This window comes from Blautia sp. XA-2221 (assembly GCF_028767025.1).
Taxonomy (GTDB): Bacteria; Bacillota; Clostridia; order Lachnospirales; family Lachnospiraceae; genus Blautia_A.
Genome location: NZ_JAJQXX010000001.1, coordinates 97,890 through 117,737, shown reverse-complemented (window position 1 = coordinate 117,737; position 19,848 = coordinate 97,890). Strand labels below are relative to the sequence as shown.

General features: G+C 44.0%; 18 protein-coding genes and 1 riboswitch. Of the genes, 1 reads left to right on the top strand and 17 read right to left on the bottom strand.

Annotated elements, in window-relative coordinates; all coding sequences use genetic code 11:
* Positions 1-6 precede the first annotated feature (6 nt).
* The 5 genes from LU279_RS00545 to LU279_RS00525 form a co-directional block, all read right to left on the bottom strand.
* The gene (locus tag LU279_RS00545; RefSeq protein ID WP_138270065.1) at positions 7-1,200 is read right to left on the bottom strand and encodes a relaxase/mobilization nuclease domain-containing protein; all 1,194 of its coding nucleotides are present in this window, start codon (positions 1,198-1,200) and stop codon (positions 7-9) included.
* Positions 1,201-1,237: 37 nt separating this feature from the next.
* Positions 1,238-1,522: a hypothetical protein gene (locus LU279_RS00540; protein ID WP_243270979.1), complete on the bottom strand. Its 285-nt coding sequence runs from the start codon at positions 1,520-1,522 to the stop codon at positions 1,238-1,240.
* The gene (locus tag LU279_RS00535) at positions 1,503-1,973 is read right to left on the bottom strand and encodes a hypothetical protein (protein WP_243270980.1); all 471 of its coding nucleotides are present in this window, start codon (positions 1,971-1,973) and stop codon (positions 1,503-1,505) included. Before LU279_RS00535 ends, LU279_RS00540 begins: the two co-directional genes overlap by 20 nt.
* Before the next feature lie 120 nt (positions 1,974-2,093).
* Positions 2,094-2,441, bottom strand: coding sequence for a TnpV protein (locus LU279_RS00530; RefSeq protein WP_119239661.1), 348 nt, complete (start codon positions 2,439-2,441; stop codon positions 2,094-2,096).
* 195 nt (positions 2,442-2,636) lie between these two features.
* Positions 2,637-4,448: a S8 family peptidase gene (locus LU279_RS00525; RefSeq protein ID WP_274419994.1), complete on the bottom strand. Its 1,812-nt coding sequence runs from the start codon at positions 4,446-4,448 to the stop codon at positions 2,637-2,639.
* Positions 4,449-4,610: 162 nt separating this feature from the next.
* Here LU279_RS00525 and LU279_RS00520 point away from each other — a divergent pair, with 162 nt between their 5' ends.
* Entirely contained in the window at positions 4,611-5,429 is an 819-nt protein-coding gene (locus tag LU279_RS00520) for a putative hydro-lyase (protein WP_022067263.1), read from the top strand.
* A gap of 58 nt (positions 5,430-5,487) precedes the next feature.
* Here LU279_RS00520 and LU279_RS00515 read toward each other — a convergent pair whose 3' ends face one another.
* The 12 genes from LU279_RS00515 to LU279_RS00460 all read right to left on the bottom strand — a co-directional run bounded on the left by LU279_RS00515 (position 5,488) and on the right by LU279_RS00460 (position 19,847).
* A complete protein-coding gene (locus LU279_RS00515) occupies positions 5,488-6,774 on the bottom strand; it encodes a putative ABC transporter permease (RefSeq protein ID WP_147598482.1) in 1,287 nt (428 codons plus the stop codon).
* 293 nt (positions 6,775-7,067) lie between these two features.
* Complete coding sequence (ptsP, locus tag LU279_RS00510; protein ID WP_022067265.1) at positions 7,068-8,696, bottom strand: phosphoenolpyruvate--protein phosphotransferase; 1,629 nt, start codon at positions 8,694-8,696, stop codon at positions 7,068-7,070.
* A gap of 40 nt (positions 8,697-8,736) precedes the next feature.
* A complete protein-coding gene (locus LU279_RS00505) occupies positions 8,737-8,994 on the bottom strand; it encodes an HPr family phosphocarrier protein (protein WP_022067266.1) in 258 nt (85 codons plus the stop codon).
* A 141-nt stretch (positions 8,995-9,135) separates the two neighbouring features.
* A complete protein-coding gene (locus LU279_RS00500; RefSeq protein ID WP_022067267.1) occupies positions 9,136-9,972 on the bottom strand; it encodes a PRD domain-containing protein in 837 nt (278 codons plus the stop codon).
* Positions 9,973-9,994: 22 nt separating this feature from the next.
* Positions 9,995-12,163: a PTS transporter subunit IIABC gene (locus LU279_RS00495; RefSeq protein ID WP_178709744.1), complete on the bottom strand. Its 2,169-nt coding sequence runs from the start codon at positions 12,161-12,163 to the stop codon at positions 9,995-9,997.
* A gap of 207 nt (positions 12,164-12,370) precedes the next feature.
* Positions 12,371-12,985, bottom strand: coding sequence for an NUDIX hydrolase (locus LU279_RS00490; protein WP_022067269.1), 615 nt, complete (start codon positions 12,983-12,985; stop codon positions 12,371-12,373).
* 15 nt (positions 12,986-13,000) lie between these two features.
* Positions 13,001-13,888 carry a hypothetical protein gene (locus LU279_RS00485; RefSeq protein WP_147598484.1) on the bottom strand — a complete coding sequence of 296 codons (888 nt, stop codon included), beginning with the start codon at positions 13,886-13,888 and terminating at the stop codon, positions 13,001-13,003.
* 83 nt (positions 13,889-13,971) lie between these two features.
* Entirely contained in the window at positions 13,972-14,607 is a 636-nt protein-coding gene (locus tag LU279_RS00480) for an ECF transporter S component (RefSeq protein WP_022067271.1), read from the bottom strand.
* A 143-nt stretch (positions 14,608-14,750) separates the two neighbouring features.
* Positions 14,751-14,910: riboswitch (FMN riboswitch) on the bottom strand.
* 50 nt (positions 14,911-14,960) lie between these two features.
* Positions 14,961-15,941 carry an ABC transporter permease gene (locus tag LU279_RS00475; RefSeq protein ID WP_274419986.1) on the bottom strand — a complete coding sequence of 327 codons (981 nt, stop codon included), beginning with the start codon at positions 15,939-15,941 and terminating at the stop codon, positions 14,961-14,963.
* Positions 15,942-15,953: 12 nt separating this feature from the next.
* Entirely contained in the window at positions 15,954-17,030 is a 1,077-nt protein-coding gene (locus LU279_RS00470) for an ABC transporter permease (protein ID WP_022067273.1), read from the bottom strand.
* Positions 17,027-18,562 (bottom strand): ABC transporter ATP-binding protein, encoded by a 1,536-nt coding sequence (locus LU279_RS00465; protein WP_274419981.1) that lies wholly within the window; start codon positions 18,560-18,562, stop codon positions 17,027-17,029. The genes LU279_RS00470 and LU279_RS00465 overlap by 4 nt, the downstream gene beginning before the upstream one ends.
* A gap of 148 nt (positions 18,563-18,710) precedes the next feature.
* Positions 18,711-19,847 carry a BMP family ABC transporter substrate-binding protein gene (locus tag LU279_RS00460; RefSeq protein WP_442870137.1) on the bottom strand — a complete coding sequence of 379 codons (1,137 nt, stop codon included), beginning with the start codon at positions 19,845-19,847 and terminating at the stop codon, positions 18,711-18,713.
* Position 19,848 lies beyond the last annotated feature (1 nt).

The window sequence follows — 19,848 nt, the reverse complement described above, 5'->3', positions numbered from 1 at the left end:
TGCAATTTAGAGTTCTGGTCCCGAACGTCTTTTATTTCTTCTTCGAGCTGCTCTTGTTCGCTCCTGCTCTTCAAGCCGTTTCTGTTCCTCAAATCGTCGTTGCTCTGCTGAAGCGATCGATTCAACTTCTGCGTTTCGGACAGTTCGGTTGTCAAACGATGAATTTCGTCGTTTAATTTCCGAATTTCGTCTTGCATTTCGTGATTCTCGAAGAATAAATTCTGTTTTTCCATTTTCAGCTTGTGTGTCCTTTCCTGAAATTTCTGGATAAACTCGTTCATCTTCTGATTTCTCACCTGTAACTTGTCTCTCTCTTCCGTCACTAGCTCCAGTGACGCCGCCTGCTCCTTCGCAAGCTGCTTCCACTTGTCGGTAATATCCGGCAAGCTCTTCATCTGCTCCGTTTGTTCGTTCTGCTTCGGCTCGTACCCTTTCGTAATTTCTATCAAATTCATTCTCTAAGTCCTCCTTACTTATATCCAGATGAAATGTTTTTGACAGATTACTGTCACGTATTTTCTTCCCAACCTGATTCTGAAATGTGATGTGCTTTCGTTTCTCTGTCCAGTTTACCTTCCACCCGAACTGCTTCATTTTTTCTATAAACTTTTCCTTACTGATACAATTTTCCAGTGCTTTTAACACCGCCATTGCACAGTCCGCTACAAAGCTATCCTTTACCTGCTGACGGAACAGATTATATTTGTCTTTGCTCCATGCAATGACTTCCCCTTTTTCAATCTGGCTTCCGTCAAAGTGCTTTCCTTTTTCGGCAACTGTCAATCCGCGCTCCCGGCACATCTGATTGGTAAACTGTTTCATACGTTCCAGATCCTTTTTGGTGTTATGCAGCTTTCTCCCATCTTCATAACTCACCGAATTTGTAACCAAATGGCAGTGAATATGGTCTTTATCCTTATGTACCGCTACTAAGGTCTGGAATCCACTGAACCATGTTTCCGCAAATTGTTTTCCAAATTCTAATGCCTGATCCGGAGTAATCTGCTCGTCCTTATGCCAGGAAATAATGTTGTGGGCATACATTCTCCCAGTGTCTTTATCCCACATCTTCTTTTCTTCTAGAAAGGTTCTGTACACTAGATCATAATTGATTTCATCGTGGCGGTACGGGCCTGTTACATAAGTAAGCAGCTCACTGGTCTTATCTGGTCGCAGAACATATTCGATACAGTTTCTCATTGCTCCGTGTGAATTTGTCCGCTTATTAATCGTCTTATTAATCTATTTTCTCCACTGTCAGTGTCCCATTTGTCAGGTTGCTTCCACCCACCGATTCTTTTACAAACGGTGCAAGTATTTCCAGCAGGTTCTTCGCCATAGCCATCGGGACGGATTCTTTTACTCCATCCCGGATAGCTGTTTCCACTCTTTCCAAAAACGCATCTTCCTTTTCTCTGGTTTCCAGATACGGATCTGCTTCATTCCTGTACTCTCTGGAAAAATAATCGTTTAAAGCAACTACAACTGCTCTGGTGTACGATTTATATTTTTCCCTGTCCATCAAATAAGTGAAAACGACTCAGTTCCGGTTCTTCTCTCGGATCTCGTTCAAAACGTAGAATATACTGTTCCAGTAATTTCTCAACTTCTTTCTGATTATCCAGTTTGCCAAGATACTCTTTCTCTTTGAACAACTGCCAGCCTGCTTTTCCGTCGAGACCAGCATCTTTGAAAAATGTCTGTAACTTATCATTCATCCACTTCACTGTACAGGCAGCCACATAATGATAGGCACTCTGACAGCTTCCAGTAAACTGAATAGACCTCATTTCCTCTATAAAAGAATCTGCACTGAAATAATATCCGTCATCTTCCTGCACCAGACAGATTGCCTGATATCCTGACATTACAATATTCAACGCTATATCCTGATTGTCCACCAGAAAGATATAGGTTTGTGCTGTCCCTTCTGGATTGGTTTCCATATAATGCTTCAAAAACTTCTTGTTCAAACTTATCACTTCCTTTCAGGCAAAGAAAAAGACGCAAGCCATATTTTATGACTCACGCCTTACTTCGCTCACAATATTCTATTTTTATCAGTTACCTGCCAGATTGGTTACTGGCAATCCTTATACATAAATCAATTCTTTCAGGATAATCTCTTCTGCAATCGCTCTGTGCTGATTGGCAGCTCTTACCCATGCCATCTGATCTTTTTCCTTATCCGGCAGTGGTTCTTTTTCTTCCAACTGTTTCAGAATCACTTCCTCCCGTTCCCTGGCTGCCTTGTCCACTTCCAGAAGATACTCTCCAATGGTATCCTGTAAAAGCATCACCTGATACGTTGAATTTCGATGGTCCTTCAGATAATCTCTGCGTAAAAATCCATATTTGCCAAGCTGCTCCATCTGCTCACCAGATTTATAGGTGAGATTGGGAATCAGGTATCCATTTACATTTGTATAAGTCAGTTTCATATTACTGTGACCTCTCTTTCGTTTAAGCTTTTATCTGTAACAAAACCAGATATTCATGTTACGTCATTGCTACAAATCTTTCTTTCCATATCATTTTGAATCCAACCCGGGCAGATTTTCTTCAAAATCATGGTGAAAGTGCTTCGTTTCTGTGTTGGGAAAATGAACGGAAACACTTGATTTTACTGACTTTCTTCAATGTAACCTTATTATAACGTCCTCCCCATACCCCACCTGATTATCAGGATATTTATCAAATCCCGGCAGGGGCTGCGCGCCTCGTCTTAAATAAGCCTTCACCTTTTCTCCCCAGAGAAAAGGATCATTTCTCCTGACGATCCCCCACTCCATCAAAAGCGCTGCCGAGCCTGTAACAAAAGGCGCAGCAAACGAAGTTCCGGTTACGGTTCCATATCCTCCGCCGGGAACCGGCGCTGTAATTTCCACTCCCGGCGCAGCCAGATCCGGCTTTGGATAAAAAAGGCTGCCCCCGCCTCTTCCTGAAAAATCTGCCGGGGCATTCAGTCTGGAATCATAGGCTCCTACTGTAATTACCTTAGCTGCAGTAGAGGGAATCGTAAGCGTTTCCTCTGCCTTCGGATAATAAAATCCGGTTGCCGGATTCAAAACCCTTCCCCCCGGCAGCCAAAGCTGATAACTGCCGTCTTTGATCCTTCGTCCCCGAAGCTGAATTTTCCACACACCTCCTGTAATATAAGCTCCTCTCGGAATAAAGTCAAAATATATTTCCTGAGTCACCTGGAAAGGGCCTGGTTTTCCATAATAGATCAGAAGCTCTGTTTCTCCGGCCTGATATCTCTGAGTTCCAATCTGTTCAGACAGAGGCCCTATCCTTTCTCCTGAAGGAGTCACAAGAGAAATTTCTATTTCATCTGCGTAAGATTTCCACAGCTGTACATTAAGCACCGGCTCCCGGGGGCTGACACTGAATGGAATTTCTGCCTGCGTACCTGTTTCCAGGATTCCTGCTGTATGAACGCTGTCATTTCCATTATTTCCCGTCCCCACGCAGATCACTGTCCTTCCTGCATCAGATACGTTGCTTAAATATGTCTCCAGAAGCGAATCTCCTCTGTGGGATCCATAATTATTCCCAAAGCTGATATTAACAGCCATTGGTCTTCCAAGCTCTGCCGCCTGCCGGACCAGATAATCAACTCCCTGCATCAGCTCTGCTGTTCTTGGAAAAGAATTCTCTCCGGGCATTCCCATTTTTACGGCAATAATATCACTGGTATAAGCCACTCCCCGGTTCACACCTCCGGAAGCTCTGCCATTTCCTGCCGCAATTCCGAGAACAGAGGTTCCATGACCGCTGAAGTCCTGTTCCCGAACAATTTGTTTTCCTTCTGCCCTGGAAAGTCTCAATGCCCTGTCGATATCTGTTTTTGTATATTCCACTCCTGCTGCATATCCCTCCGGGGGATTTTCTCCGGGCTTTGCCAGAAGGCTCTGATCCCATAACCGCAGGATTCTGCTTGTGCCGTCTTCATTGCAAAAATCAGGATGCTGCCAGTCCACCCCGGAGTCCACGATTCCCACAAGCACTCCCTGCCCGGAAAGCCCCTGTTTCCCCCCTGAAATATTGCCAGTTATCTGTTCAGGCATGCGGTCTGCTGTATTTCCTGTCTGCGCAGCTCCCGGAAAATATCCCTCCTGAACCGGGCGGATGCAGGCGGCATCCAGCGCCTGGTTCACCTGAAAATACAACCGCTTTGGAATCTCTGCAAACTCTATCTGTGGTCTTGATGCAAACTCCGGAATCTCTTCTTCCGGAAGATTCACCACTGCATATCCACCCAAAAGAGGCACTGTCCGGATTCTTTCTCCTGACAATGCCTCTGCATCACCACTATATTTTACTATGATATCCCAGTTTCCGGACCGTTCTTCGTATCCGATATTCAAATTCCCTGACTTTTTCCGTTCCTCTTCTGTAGAATCTAAGGCGAGATTTAAAAGATTATCAAGCTTCTGGTCTGCCATAACTGCCGCCTTCTGCTGCTTTCTTTTTATTTTATGCACCAATCTTTTATTAATATACCTGACTTATCCACATCAACACTCCCTGACAACACAGGATTGCATTTTCCATTATTTTCCTATATAGTATTTTTATACATTAACGTAAAAAAGGAGGACTCTTTTATGGCATTTGATATTACACCATATATAGATATGGCCCCCTCACAAGTCCGCAGTCTGATCAGACAGGGTAAAATTGATTTTCCCACAGCCGGAATGTGCAGGGGTTATGCCCAGGCAAATCTTGTTATTCTGCCGCCGGAGTATGCAGCAGATTTTGAAGAATTTACAGCAAAAAATCCCTTTCCCTGTCCGGTTCTGGAAATCATCAAAGGCACTCCTGAAACTCATGATATGGGAGAAGGCGGAAATATCTGCACAGATATCCCCAGATACCGCATTTATGAAAACGGAGTATTTACAAAGGAAATCACTGATGCATCTCAATACTGGAAAGAAGGATATGTCGGCTTTCTGATCGGCTGTTCCTTCTCTTTTGAGGAGGCGCTGATCCGTGAAGGAATCGAAGTCCGCCACATTGCGCAGGGGCGGAATGTCCCCATGTTTAAAACCAGTATCCAGACTGTCCCTGTCGGACCTTTTTCCGGGCCTATGGTATGCTCCATGCGTCCAATGACTCCGGAAAATGCAAAGAAAGCCTATGAGATCACTGAAAAAATGCCAAATGTTCATGGCGCCCCTGTACAAATGGGAGATCCGGAAGCAATCGGCGTTACCGATATCATGAACCCGGACTACGGAGAGGCTGTAGATATCTACCCGGGAGAGATTCCTGTGTTCTGGCCCTGCGGTGTCACACCTCAGGCAGCTGTTGAAAATGCAAAGCCGCCCATTGTTATCACTCACGCGCCAGGCCATATGTTTATCACTGACATTTCCAATGCCACTCTGAATGAATATCTGGAAAAGAAAAAGAAATAAAGCTGCCAAAAAAGCCCTTTCATGTCTGCATTTCTGCCGACACAAAAGGGCTTTTATCCTACCTGAATTTAATATTCGGATAAACCTTTTCCATATAAGGATCCGGGAACCAGTCATCCATCAGCTCTCCCACAGCATTTTTTGCCGGAAGGCCATCATGTCTTTTGGAATACCGATCAAGAGCCAGTCCGGACAGTGCTATATTTACGCTCATAAAAAAAACCATGATCATACATAAAGGCTTTCCAATCCGTACCGGAATTTTTTCAATCCATCTGGACAAAAACGGATAAATACCCTTCATCCAGATAATAGCTGCAAATCCCCAGAAAAAACAATACAGAAGATTGATCCTTCCGCCCAGATTAAAGGGAATTTTACTGTAATCCCAGAATACAGTTCCAAACACAATTTCTGTAAACACACTGCAGATGTACTCATAGGCGCCGCCGAGAATCGTCCCGCAAAGAAACAGTCTTCGGTCACTTTGTTCCCTGTATCTGTACAAGATCCAGGTAAGCATGGCGCAGCCAAGTCCCCATACAATACTGAACGGCCCAAATACCACACTGCTGCGGCTCATCCATCTTCCCATGGAAAAACGACAGAAAACAGTCTCTGTAATATCTCCGAGAAAGGCTCCGATAAAGAACAGACAGGCCAGCTTATAAAAACCGCATCCGGAAGCAAACACATCCTCCTTTTCATCCTTCTCAAGATTGGGATACGCTTTGATCATACGCGCCTGAAGCCGTCTGGTCATGGTATTTTCAAGAAGCTTTGAAGTACGTCCAAGGCCTTCTCTGATCTGATCGATCCGACCGTTTTTCTTTTTCAGCCCCCAGACAGCAATCACTGTTCCAATAAAATCTACAATAAGCAGGCCAAAAAGCACCCACAGGATAATTTCTCCCCAGAGCTTTGGAATCAGTCCCACAAGTCCGGTAAATACAGGGTTCAGCACATAAATCATAAGAACGGTACAAATTCCCCAGAGAACCGAGGTTTTCAGGCATACATATCCTCCCAGATTGAATTTCTGGTCTGAATAATCCCACCATTTTTTATGAAGGCTCATCTCCATAATACGGCCTGTCACATATTCCACAAAGGTATTGACTACCATTCCGCCCAAAAACAGAAAAAGCGGATTTCCTTTAAGCTCCGGAAAGAATACAGCCACCACAGCAGCTCCCAGACCATAAATCGGACAAAAAGGGCCGCTGACTGCCCCCCGGTTTACAAAACGGTGTCTTTTTACTGCTGCCACAACAACTTCTCCGCACCAGCCTATAAACGAATAAATCATGTACAGCCAGAGCAGTTGATAAAACGAATAGACCATGGTTGTCTCCTTTTCTGTAAATTCCCTTTTCAGTTAGGGAACATTGTATTTCATATGGAGAATCCTGTCAAGTTTTGTCGAAGAATCTCGAGGCATATTTACTCTTACCACATATGTTTTTATAAATCTCAGTTTCATATAATATGAAATCATACAATAAATAAGCATATCCGAAATATTAACTGCAAAAAGACACCGGAACACAGTTCCGATGTCTCGCAAAAAGCTTTTATGACAGATATTAACATATAGTAAAAATATCTGGCTTCGATACCTGTTAACAATCTCTATATTCAATCTTCTGCTTTCATTTCCCGGACGATCTTGCGGAGTTTCAGAATCATGGACGGAGCCACGGACAGCTCATCCAGTCCCATACGGACAAACTTCTCTGTCAGAGTCAGGTCAGCGCCCAGCTCCCCACAGATACCTGCCCATTTGCCGCATTTATGTGCATTGTCTACAACCATCTGTATCATCCGCAGAACTGCTTCATGATGCGGATTGTAAAAATCATCCAGTTTTTCGTTCTGACGGTCGATCGCCAGAGTATACTGAGTCAGGTCATTTGTTCCGATGCTGAAAAAGTCTACCATCTCAGCCAGACGGTCGCTGATCATAACAGCTGCCGGAGTCTCGATCATAATTCCCTGTTCCGGAATCCTGTACTGAATTTCCTGGGCTTTCAGCTCGATCTCCACCTCTTTCACAATCTCATAGATCTTTTCCACTTCCTCAACAGAAGTGATCATTGGATACATGATAGAAAGGTTACCGTATACAGCTGCACGGAAAAGAGCTCTCAGCTGAGTTTTAAAGATATCCGGCTGCTTCAGACAGATACGGATCGCACGGTATCCCAGTGCCGGATTCTCTTCATTTCCAAGATTAAAATAGTCCACCTGCTTATCCGCCCCGATATCAAGGGTACGGATAATGACCTTCTTACCGGCCATAGTCTGCACAACCTGCTTATATGCCTGGAACTGTTCTTCCTCTGTAGGAAAATCATTTCTGCCTAAATACAGGAATTCACTTCTGAAAAGTCCGATACCGCCTGCATCATTCTCCAGAACATAGCCGATATCTCCAACACTTCCGATATTTGCATAGATATTGATCTTTTTACCATCAAGTGTGATATTTTCTTTTCCTTTCAGTTCCTGCAGAAGAGCAAGTTTCTCTTTTTCTTCCTGAACTCTTTTAAGTGTGGCTGCCTGAGTTTCTTCATCCGGCTCAAAAGTTACCTGTCCGGTAAATCCGTCTACTACTGCAGTCGTACCATTTTTCAGTTCGTCAAGTGCAAGAGGAACTCCGATCAGCGCCGGAATATTCATCATACGGGCAAGGATCGCAGTATGAGAGTTGGTGGAACCATGAACCGTAACAAAAGCAAGGATCTTTTCCTTATCCATCTGAACAGTTTCACTGGGACTCAGATCATCCGCTACAATGACAGACGGATCGATGTCACTTAAGTCTGCATCTTCCTGTCCGCTGAGATTGCGGACCAGACGTTCTGAAATGTCCTTGATGTCTGCTGCACGGGCTTTCATATAATCATCATCCATAGATGCAAACATCTGAGAGAAGTTATCCCCTGTTACTGCAACCGCATATTCTGCGTTTACCATTTCTGTCTGGATCATATTCTGAATAGCCTCCAGATAATCCTCATCCTCCAGCATCATCTGATGTACTTCAAAAATAGCCGCGCTTGCCTCTCCGACTTCTTTCAGTGCCTTGTCATAAAGCTTCTGAAGCTGTTCCTGAGAACGCTTTACTGCCTCCTGAACACGGCTGGTCTCAGCATCTGCATCCTCGATCCTGGATCTCTTTACCTGATAATCATTCTTTTTGAGGACGACTACCGGTCCCATTACAATTCCTTTATATACGGATTTTCCCTGGAAACTCTGCATACTTTTTTCCTCCCTGACCTGTGGCTTCTATATTTTGTGATTAGAGATTTTCGTTAAAGAATTTCTCCAGTTCTGCAATAGCAGTATCCTCATCTTCACCCTCTGCAGTCACCTTAACAAGATCTCCCTGTTTCGCACCAAGAGACATCAGCATCATGAGCTGAGAAAGTTTTACGCTTTTGCCACCTTTTTCGATCATACATACAGAGCTGTATTTTTTAGCCTCTTTTGCAAGAAGTCCTGCCGGTCTTGCATGGATTCCCAGTTCGTCTTTAATTGTGTACTCAAATGATTTCATGATATTCCTCCATTTTTTGTTTTTTGTTTTATTTTACATTATATCTATCTTTTTTACCATAGTATTTTAAAAAGTACTCTGCATATCATCATTCAATTCATTGCTGTTCACGACCTTTACAGCAACGAGCCGCATGAACACTTACTTTAATTCCGTATCCATCACACGTTCCAGATGCATGGCAAGATATCCGACCTCCACATCATCCAGGCAGATCTTCAGATTTTTCATCATTTCTCCGCACACCTGGGATGCCATATCGAATGCTTTTGGAAAACGTATGGAAATATAATCGTTCATATTTACCTTCAGTTTTTCCCCGCTGAGAGCGCGTGCCACCATATAACGGATATGGTTCATCAGCCTGTTATAAGAAAGAGACATTACGTCAATGGTGGTCCCTGTCTGTTTTTCTACCAGAGAGATACAGTCTCTTACCGCCCTGGTCAGCTGCATGGCCTGGGAAACTTTCTGATCTTCGATAGCTGCATGAACATGAAGGGCAATATATCCGATCTCATGCTCATCAATTTCCACATGAAGCCTTTCCCTGAGAAGCTGTTCGGCACACTTGGCAACCTTGTATTCCTGATGGAACAGGATCCGTATATCCTCCGTAAGAGGATTACTAATCTGTTCCTGGTTTCGGATACGCTGTACAGCAAAAGCAAGGTGATCTGCCATAGGGAATAAAATAGAACGATCAATCTGACCAAATACTTTTTCTGCATGATCAAGGATCTCTCCTGCCAGCTCCAGGCACTCCGGAGGAACGGAGCGAATGATCTCTTCTGCTGATCCTCTTTCCGTAAGTTCCGTCAGCGTGTAGACTTTTGCATCTTCTCCCACGGAAATACTTTCGCTCACCTTTCTGCCGAAAGCAATGCCCTTTCCCATGATCAGACATTTACACTTATCTTTACTTCGAATCCCAATAAATGTATTATGATTTAAAACCTTCACTATCCTGTACATCATCCGTATCTTTCCCCATCGGATCCTAGTTCAGCACTTCCACCTCAAACAGTGGTTCTCCTGCTTTCACCGGTCCCTCTTTCAGAAGACGGATCCTCTGATCGTCTTCAAGCTCCGTACAGAGAACCGGCGTCGCCAGAGACGGCGCATTGGCTTTCAGATAATCCAGATCCAGCTTCAGCATAGGCTGACCTTTTTTTACCTTCTGTCCGTTTTCCACCAGAACCTCAAATCCCTCTCCATTTAATTTTACTGTATCGATTCCTACGTGGATCAGGAGGCTGATCCCGGAATCTGTCATATATCCAATAGCATGCTTTGTGTCAAATACAAAAGCAACTTCTCCATCCTCCGGAGCACATACAAATGCTTCCTCAGGTGTTACTACGGCGCCGTCTCCCATCATCTTCTGTGCAAAAGCTTCGTCAGGAGCTGTTCCCAGATCCGCTGCCATTCCGGTAACAGGGCTGGAGATCACGATGCGTTTTACAACCTTTTTCTCTGTTTCTGTATTCTTTGTTTCTTCCTGCTTTGTTTCTCCTGCTTCCTCTGTTTCTGCATAGGTATCCGGAGCTTTTTCCAGATAATCCTCCAGATTAGATTTAATCACCGTCACATTTGGTCCGTAAATAACCTGCACTCCATTTCCTTTATGGACTACGCCGGAAGCTCCTGTTGCTTTCAGGATGCTGTCATTGACCCTGGAAGCATCGTGGATCGTACAACGAAGCCTTGTTGCACAACAGTCCACATCACTGATATTCTTTTTGCCGCCAAGGCCTCTGGTGATCGCCTCGCTGACCGGATCCTCACTGTCTGAAGCCTGTACCTCTCCGGCTGCAGCTTTTCTGGCATTCACGTCTGCCTTTGTATAAAGTTTTGTTTCCACATCGTCTTCTTCACGTCCAGGAGTTTTGAAATCAAATTTCCGGATCATGAATTTAAAAATAAAATAGTATAAAAGGAAGTAGATAATACCTACAGGGATTACTCGAAGCCAGCTGGTCTTTTCATTTCCCTGAAGAATACCAAACAGGAAAAAGTCAAGAAATCCGCCGGAAAAAGTAAGACCTACCGCAACATTCAGCATATGAGCGATCATATAAGCAGAACCTGCAAGGATCACCTGTACTGCAAAAAGAGCCGGCGCTACAAACAGGAAAGAAAATTCCAGTGGCTCTGTGATACCTGTTGCCATACATGCCAGAGCTGCAGAAAGGAGAAGACCGCCTGCTGCTTTTTTCTTTTCAGGCTTCGCGCACTGATACATAGCCAGCGCTGCGCCGGGAAGACCAAAGATCATAAAAATAAACTCGCCGGAAAAATATCTGGTAGCATCTGCACTGAAATGTGCAATATTTGCGGAATCAGCCAGCTGTGCAAAAAAGATATTCTGTCCACCCTGTACCATCTGACCTGCCACTTCCATAGTGCCGCCAACTGCAGTCTGCCAGAAAGGCATATAGAATACGTGATGCAGTCCAAACGGGATCAGCGCTCTCTTAATGAGACCAAAGATCAGCGTTCCCGCATATCCGGAACCTGTCACAAGACCACCCAGTGCAAAAATACCATTCTGAACTGCCGGCCATACAAAATACATCAAAATTCCCACAAACATGTATACGATCGTAGAAATAATAGGAACAAATCTTGTTCCTCCAAAGAAAGACAATGCGCTTGGAAGCTGGATTCTATAAAAGCGATTATGAAGAGCCGCCACTCCAAGGCCTACAATAATTCCTCCAAATACGCCCATCTGAAGAGACTGAATACCGCAGACGGAAGTAATTGTTCCCTCAAGGACAGATTCTGCAATCTCTCCATTTTCAAGAATCAGTCCGTTGTTGATAAGCATGGCGTTGATTGCTGTATTCATAACAAAATAAGCAATTACTGCAGAAAGAGCGGAAACCTCTTTCTCTTTTTTTGCCATCCCAATGGCAACGCCTACTGCAAAAATCAAAGGCAGGTTGTCAAAAACAGCGCTTCCTACCTTATTCATAATCATGAGAAGATAGTGGAGAATGGTTCCATCTCCCAGAATTTTTGTTAATCCATAAGTTTCAATAGTGGTTGCGTTCGTAAACGAACTTCCGATACCCAGCAGAAGGCCTGCTACCGGAAGGATGGCGATAGGGAGCATAAAGCTTCGTCCTATACGCTGAAGAACACTGAAAATTTTGTCTTTCATTCTTACTTTACTCCTTCTTATTTTTATTATCATCTAAGAAGTGAGTATACGCAGCTGTATCCTGTTTCAACCGGTTTTTTGTATAAAAAAAGACACTACTACACATAAACACTTCTTGTTATGTATAGTTAATGCCTCCCAAAGAGTAACACACTATAGCTTTTATAACCATAAAAACTATAGCATGTTTTTCTCGCATTTGTCAAGCTATATTTCTTCATTCAGAAATTCGAACGGTTCTTCATCTTTCAAAAAATGCATCAGCATATAAGCGCACATGATGGCTACACGCTCTTCCTTCAGGATGCGTCTTACTTCATTCCGATCTGCCAGAACCACCTCAATCTCCTCGCTGTCCTCCTGGGCTGCCTTACTGATCTCACCGGAAGCATAACCATAAACGGTGGCGCAAGATTCATCCGTAAGCCCTACGGTAGTAAAATAAGGCTTTTCAAAGGCCGGATCCACATGAAGCGGAGTAAAGGTAAGACCTGTCTCTTCATACATTTCACGGACTGCCCCTTCGTGAAAATCTTCCCCTGCTTCCACCAGTCCCGCAGGAAATTCGTATACATATCCGCCAAGGGTATAGCGATACTGGCGGATCAGAACCACCCTGTCTTTTTTCTCTCCGTACAGGCTGTAGATGATAACGCCGTCCGGATCGTTTTTTCCTGTTTTCAGCTTCATTTCACTAACTGTTTTCGCTCTGGACGCCACAAAGTAAGATACCGGCGTATTATGTACACTGGTTGCATCCACATGATACAGGTTGACAAAACGATTGTCGGTAAGTTTTTCTACATTATGTATCTTTCCCATTGTTAATTTTCTCCTTTAAAATAAATCCAGCATGTTATCTAAATATATCTTTTCTCTTATATGAATATGATACTCCGGTTTTGTCATATAATAAAGCAAAAATTCCAGAATCAAAGCGCTGCCAAGTCCCCGTCCTTCTATCTTAAAATTAGAAAATCCCATTGGCATGTAAACATTTTTTATATCGTCGATACTGATAAATCCGGGATTTTCCATTGCCTTTGAAAAACGGTAGCCATAACTGGCGTCAGGAGCCGCACAGTGATGCTCCGGACAGTCCTCTCCAAGGTTTTTACGGCTCACAGTCTCATAACAGCTTTTTCTGTCTGTACAGCCAAACCAGCAGCATTCATTACATAAAAATTCCACCTTGTCTTTCTGGCTCTGGGACAGAATTTTCCATTTATCAAAAGACTTATTGAGACGAAAATCCGGTACGGCATAAAGAAAATCCTCCCGGTTGACTTCCTTCATAAATAATTGAAAATCTGTCAGTACCTTTGTGGTAGACGAAACAAAATAAAGTTCCGGATAATTTATTTTTAAATATTCCAGAAGCAGGTCTGAATGAACAATCACACCATTTTGTCCCTTTTTTGCAAACACTTCACAAAGAGCATTACACTTTTTATCCAAAAGATGTTCCTGCCTGAGCAGAGAATTACTGAATGTCAGTCGGGCTGAAATCCCATATTCCTGCATCAGGGCTAAAACCTCCTGCGGATCATGATTTCCCTCTCCTACACGGCCGCCGCCCCAGATACAATCTGCCGGAGCTCCGTATACAGAGCCTATCTCACACCAGTCATAAAAATATTCTCTGTGCCTGCGGTATAACGGAAAAAATATCTGATACAGTTCGTAAAATTCAAACAATCCTGGAAGATGAAAATATACCTTAATAGCAAACCCTCCTTCTTTCTTCCCAAAAGGAAAACAACCAAAGCCTCAGCCCTGATTGTTTTCTTTTTATTTCAATATTATTTTCAGTCGCCTTTTAAAATAACACGGATCCTTTTATAAATAAAAAACACGATCACGGAAGTCAGTGTATACTTAAACAGATTAAAAGGAACAATGATCATTGCCACAAATCCAAGCAGACTGTTTACAGAAGGATTTACAGCTGTCCCCATTTCAATAAATGCCTCCACAGGCATTCCAAAAGCTTTTCCATATGCCGGGAGAAGTACAAAAGCGTTCATCAGACAAGCGGCCGCAGTTGTAAGAACTGTTCCTGCAGCCATTCCCTCTACAGCATGTTTTCTGCTTTTGATATGGTGGAAACGGTAGATCAGGCCTGCCGGAATCACAAAAGCACATCCCAGAATAAAGTTTGCCACATCACCCACACCTGCAGTCATGGTTCCCTTTGTCACAAGATGTACCAGAATCTTCACCAGCTCGATCACCACACCTGCCAGAGGTCCCATGGCAAAGCTTCCTATCAGTACCGGAATCTCCGAAAAATCAAGCTGGTAAAAAGACGGCGCCAGAAACGGAATCGGAAACTCAAAGTTCATCAGTACTCCTGCCACAGCTCCCAGCATAGCAATCTGTGTCAGTGTCCTTGTCCGACTTCTCTCCATTACATTCCCACCTCTTAAAACCTGTTCACTCATACTTTATCTCTCCTTTTCTTTTTTGAAGGTCCTGAATAACAGCCTTCTTCTTAAAGAAAATTCCTCTCAGGTTGCGTACTGATTTCCTGCTGCGCAAAAAACCCCGGGAAATATTCCCGGGGCACTGAGCACGTAAAAACAAGCGTGTTCTTCTCTCATCCAGACTTTACTGTCGGTTCTGGAATTCCGGATGCTTCCGGTCACCAGATCAACCGCTCATAGCGGGTCGCGGACTATACCGCCGGTAGGGAATTCCGCTTTCTGCATCATGCAGATCACAGTCACCCTGCCCCGAAGAATTTCCTTTTATATGCTTTATTATACTGCCGTATAAATGTATTTGCAATACTTTTTTAGCGTTCTTCCCTGAAGTACGGAAGTCCCAGACCTGCCGGAGGCTGGTGTTCCTTCTTTTTACGGAAGCTGGTAAACACAAGAACAATAATCGTAACCACATAAGGCAGAGCCTTAAATACTTCCTGCATACTTCTTCCCAGTCCCGGGATATAAAGATACAGGATGTAGAGTGCTCCAAACAGAAACGCACCCCAGATGGCATTAAGCGGTTTCCACAGGGCAAAGATAACAAGGGCAACTGCTAGCCATCCTCTGTCTCCAAAACCGTTGTCTGTCCAGGTTCCGCCTGAATACTCCATAACGAAATACAGTCCGCCCAGACCTGCAAGTCCTGCTCCGATACAGGTAGAAAGATATTTATACTTGGTAACATTGATTCCCGCCGCATCTGCAGTTCCCGGGTTCTCTCCGATGGCACGGAGATTCAGTCCATATCTTGTTTTAAACAAAAATACAGAAAGGACTACTGCCGCAATGATACACAGATACGTCATAAATCCATAGCTGAAGAAAAGATCTCCGATCACCGGAATTTCAGATAATCCCGGAATCTTGGCTGTATAGGCGCTTCCTGTAACCTTTACGGAAATCTGTCCTACACCGCCTGCAAGCTTGAAAATAGAACCGCCGAAAAAGTTTCCGAAGCCGGTACCGAAAATAGTAAGGGCAAGACCGGTTACGTTCTGGTTTACTCTGAGCGTAATCGTCAGGACACTGTAGATCAGTCCGCCAAGGGATGCAACCACAAACGCACACAAAAGTGAGATCAGAACTCCCACCAGAGCATTGGGATTGGGGTTATCCTTTTCGTAGAAAAATGCTCCCATAAGGCCGGAAATACCGCCCATGTACATAATTCCCGGAATTCCCAGATTCAGGTTTCCGGATTTTTCCGTCATAATCTCGCCAAGCGCACCATACAGAATACAGATGCCCTGGACAATGGCTTTTTGAATAAAAATAATAAGAACACTCATTGCATCTTCCTCCTATTTCTTTGCGCGCTCAACCTTATAGTTAATAAAGAACTCTGCTCCGATCAGGAAAAACAGAATAATTCCAAGGATTACATCGGAAGCATTTTCATTTAATCCGTACTGAGTTGCGATCTGCACTGCACCCTGCTGCATAAACACGATGCCAAAGGATACTGCCAGCATGATAAATGTATTAAACTTGGAAAGCCATGCAACAATAATCGCTGTAAAGCCTCTGCCGTCTGCTGTTGCAGTGGAAATTGTATGACTTGCGCCGCTGACAATAATAAAGCCTGCCACACCGCAGATAGCGCCGGAAATGGCCATGGTACGGATAATTACTCTTTTTACACGGATTCCCGCATATCTTGCTGTATTCTCACTTTCACCTACGACTGCAATCTCATAGCCCTGCTTGCTGTATTTCAGGTAAATAAACATCACAACTGTAAATACAAGAACGATCAGGACATTCCATCCGTATTTCTGTCCGAAAAGTTCCGGAAGCCAGCCTGCCTGAGTGGTCTGATTAATAATTCCCACCGTATTGGAGCCCTTGGGATTCTCCCAGAACACAATGCAGAACGTAACGATCTGCATAGCAACATAATTCAGCATCAGAGTAAACAGTGTTTCGTTTGTATTCCAGTATGCTTTGAACACTCCGGGAATCATTCCCCAGATCATTCCGCCAAGCGCGCTGCATACAAACATTATAATAAGAAGGAGTACCGGAGACATGCTGTCCCCTGCATAGATCATCACAGCTGCCGCACAGGCTCCGCCTACCAGAATCTGACCTTCTGCACCGATATTCCAGAAACGCATTTTAAATGCCGGAGCCAGACCGATTGCAATACACAGAAGAACCATCGTATCACGAAGAGTAATCCATACACGGCGTTCAGAACCTAAAGCGCCGTCCCAGATCGCTTTATATACATCCATGGGGTTCATTCTTACCAGTAAAAAAATCACGCCCGCGCACACGATCAGAGACAGAAGAAGGGCAATAAAACGAATCAGAAGCCGTTTCTGCCAGCTGATCTTTTCACGCTTGGCCATTTTTAAGAAAGGTTCTCTTTTCATGACTGCTCCCCTCCTTTTTCATGTTTTGTCATCAGAAGGCCAATTCCCTCTTTTGTAGCAGTTCTTCCATTTACAACTCCGCTTATTTTTCCGCCGCAGAGCACAGCGATCCTGTCGCTGAGAGCAAGAAGTACGTCCAGATCCTCGATAACGCAGATCACTGCTACTCCGTGCTTTTTCTGCTCATTTAAAAGTTTGTAAATGGTATGGGAAGAATTAATATCAATTCCCCTTGTAGGATATGCTACCATAAGAATCTTCGGATTCTGTGCGATTTCGCGTCCTACCAGTACTTTCTGTACATTTCCGCCTGACATCTGACGTACAGGCGCTGAAATACTTGGCGTCATGACTTCAAGCTGATCCTTGATCTCTGAGGCAAGCTGCCTTGGCCCTCTTCTGTCCAGAAGACCGCCTTTGCCATTGTGATAGCTTCGCAGCATCATATTATCTGTCATATCCATATCGCCTACCAGACCCATACCGATACGGTCCTCAGGCACAAAGGCAAGACTTACGCCAAGCTCCTGGATCTCCACAGAATTCATTTTTGCCAGATCTTTCACATTTCCGTCGCTGTCTGTAAACCGGATACTTCCGCTTTCAGTAGGCTGCAGTCCTGCAATAGCTTCCAGAAGTTCCTTCTGTCCGCTTCCGGAAATTCCGGCAATACCCAGGATTTCTCCACTGTTGACCGTAAGATCTACATCATCCAGTGTTTTGACGCCTTCTTTATCTTTGCAGGTCAGCCCCTTAATCTCCAGGCGTTTCTCCGGATTTACCGGATCCGGACGGTCGATATCCAGGTCCACCTTGGCGCCTACCATCATCTCTGACAGACTCTGAACACTTGCGCCGGAAGTCTCTACCGTATCTATGTAGCAGCCTTTTCTGAGGATCGCCACACGATCTGAAAGGGACAGAACCTCCTGAAGCTTATGAGTGATAATAATAATGGAGCATCCGTCATCTCTCATATTTCTGAGAATATCAAACAGTCTGTCCGCTTCCTGAGGTGTAAGAACAGCAGTAGGCTCATCCAGGATCAGGATCCTTGCTCCTCTGTAAAGCATTTTGACAATTTCTACTGTCTGTTTCTGAGAAACAGACATCTCATAGATCTTCTGGGACAGATCCAGGTCAAATCCATATTTATTAACAAGAACCTGAATTTCCTCTGTGATCTTTTTCATATTCAGCATTGCTTTTCCCGGAAGACCGAGAACAATATTTTCTGCTGCGGTCAGAACATCCACCAGCTTAAAATGCTGATGCACCATACCGATTCCCAGTGCATAAGAATCCTTAGGTGAACGGATTGTAACTTCTTTTCCATCTACCAGAATATGTCCTTCATCCGGATAGTAAATTCCATAGATCATATTCATCAGCGTGGTTTTTCCGCTTCCGTTTTCTCCCAGGATCGCAAGGATCTCTGATTTTTTCAGGGTCAGATCCACATGGTCATTTGCAAGAACGGAACCGAAACGCTTGGTGATCTGTTTCAGTTCAAGAGCATAATTCTCTCCCACTTCTATTCCCTCCTTTGATGCATTGAACAATAAATTTTACTATTATACAGATTGCTCTGCTTTTTTATAAAATAGAAGTTTTCTTTGGAAATATTCCATCATATAAAAAAGCAGAGCTGCTGACAAGCAGCTCCGCTGTATCTCTTCCTTACTCTACGATAGATGTAATTCCGTCAATTGCAAGGTCGAATACCGGAGCAGATCCGTATTCGGACTCATGGAAATATCCGTCGGAAACATACTCTGTTCCATCTTTTTCGTAAGTAGTAACTTCTTTGCCGTCAACTGTAAATGTAGAAGTGTCAAATACATGAAGAGAACCGTCAATAATTGCGTCCTCTACTTCTTTTACCTTTTCTTCTGTTCCTTCTGCAACAGCCTTCTCATTGAGTGGTGTCAGTTTGTCTGCGCCATCTGCGAATCCCTTGCACCAGTCAACATCAATTTCTGTTCCGTCTAAAATGCACTGTACTGCATAGGTATAATATACACCCCAGTTAATAGATGCAGAAGTAAGAGCTGTGTTTGGTGCAACAGAAGTCATATCAATATTGTATCCTACACATGGAACACCTGCTGCCTCACATGCGGTAGGAGCGCCTGTGGTATCTGCGTGCTGGCTGATCAGAACACATCCGTCAGAGATAAGTGCGTCTGCACACTCTTTTTCCAGGTCAAAGCTTGCCCAGCTATTTGTATATTTTACTTCCATAGTAACTGCAGGGCATACGCTCTTTGCTCCAAGATAGAAAGAAGTGTATCCGGAAATAACCTCTGCATATGGGAATGCGCCTACATATCCTATTTTTGCCTTATCTTCTGTGATTTCTCCGGCTTCGATCATCTCGTTCAGTTTCAGTCCTGCAACAACACCGGAAACATAACGTGCCTCATAAATGTTTGTAAAATAGTTATGCATATTTGCAAGTCCGCTTGCCTTTGCCTGAGTTCCTGTTGCATGACAGAACTGGACGTCCGGATATTCTCCTGCCGCCTGAAGGACATATGTTTCATGTCCGAAGCTATTTGCAAACACAACCTGGCATCCCTGATCTGCCAGATCAGCGGCAGCGTCATAACATGCTTCATTCTCACCAATCAGAGTTTTTTCGATTACCTGAGATTCTTCCAGTCCCAGATTTTCAACCATCTCGTCAATACCAGCCATATGAGCTGCACTGTAGCCTTCGTTTTCATCACCAATATAGATAATTCCAACTTTCAGATCCTCTTTGGCAACTCCTTTTCCTTCTGCATACACCGGCGCTGTCATGGAAACTGCCATA

Excerpts from the sequence above, each read along its gene's own strand:
- LU279_RS00545 (WP_138270065.1), bottom strand. The coding sequence starts at position 1,200 with ATGAGAAACTGTATCGAATATGTTCTGCGACCAGATAAGACCAGTGAG.
- LU279_RS00540 (WP_243270979.1), bottom strand. The coding sequence starts at position 1,522 with ATGGACAGGGAAAAATATAAATCGTACACCAGAGCAGTTGTAGTTGCT.
- LU279_RS00530 (WP_119239661.1), bottom strand. The coding sequence starts at position 2,441 with ATGAAACTGACTTATACAAATGTAAATGGATACCTGATTCCCAATCTC.
- LU279_RS00525 (WP_274419994.1), bottom strand. The coding sequence starts at position 4,448 with ATGGCAGACCAGAAGCTTGATAATCTTTTAAATCTCGCCTTAGATTCT.
- LU279_RS00520 (WP_022067263.1), top strand. The coding sequence starts at position 4,611 with ATGGCATTTGATATTACACCATATATAGATATGGCCCCCTCACAAGTC.
- LU279_RS00515 (WP_147598482.1), bottom strand. The coding sequence starts at position 6,774 with ATGGTCTATTCGTTTTATCAACTGCTCTGGCTGTACATGATTTATTCG.
- ptsP (WP_022067265.1), bottom strand. The coding sequence starts at position 8,696 with ATGCAGAGTTTCCAGGGAAAATCCGTATATAAAGGAATTGTAATGGGA.
- LU279_RS00505 (WP_022067266.1), bottom strand. The coding sequence starts at position 8,994 with ATGAAATCATTTGAGTACACAATTAAAGACGAACTGGGAATCCATGCA.
- LU279_RS00500 (WP_022067267.1), bottom strand. The coding sequence starts at position 9,972 with ATGATGTACAGGATAGTGAAGGTTTTAAATCATAATACATTTATTGGG.
- LU279_RS00495 (WP_178709744.1), bottom strand. The coding sequence starts at position 12,163 with ATGAAAGACAAAATTTTCAGTGTTCTTCAGCGTATAGGACGAAGCTTT.
- LU279_RS00490 (WP_022067269.1), bottom strand. The coding sequence starts at position 12,985 with ATGGGAAAGATACATAATGTAGAAAAACTTACCGACAATCGTTTTGTC.
- LU279_RS00480 (WP_022067271.1), bottom strand. The coding sequence starts at position 14,607 with ATGAGTGAACAGGTTTTAAGAGGTGGGAATGTAATGGAGAGAAGTCGG.
- LU279_RS00475 (WP_274419986.1), bottom strand. The coding sequence starts at position 15,941 with ATGAGTGTTCTTATTATTTTTATTCAAAAAGCCATTGTCCAGGGCATC.
- LU279_RS00470 (WP_022067273.1), bottom strand. The coding sequence starts at position 17,030 with ATGAAAAGAGAACCTTTCTTAAAAATGGCCAAGCGTGAAAAGATCAGC.
- LU279_RS00460 (WP_442870137.1), bottom strand. The coding sequence starts at position 19,847 with ATGGCAGTTTCCATGACAGCGCCGGTGTATGCAGAAGGAAAAGGAGTT.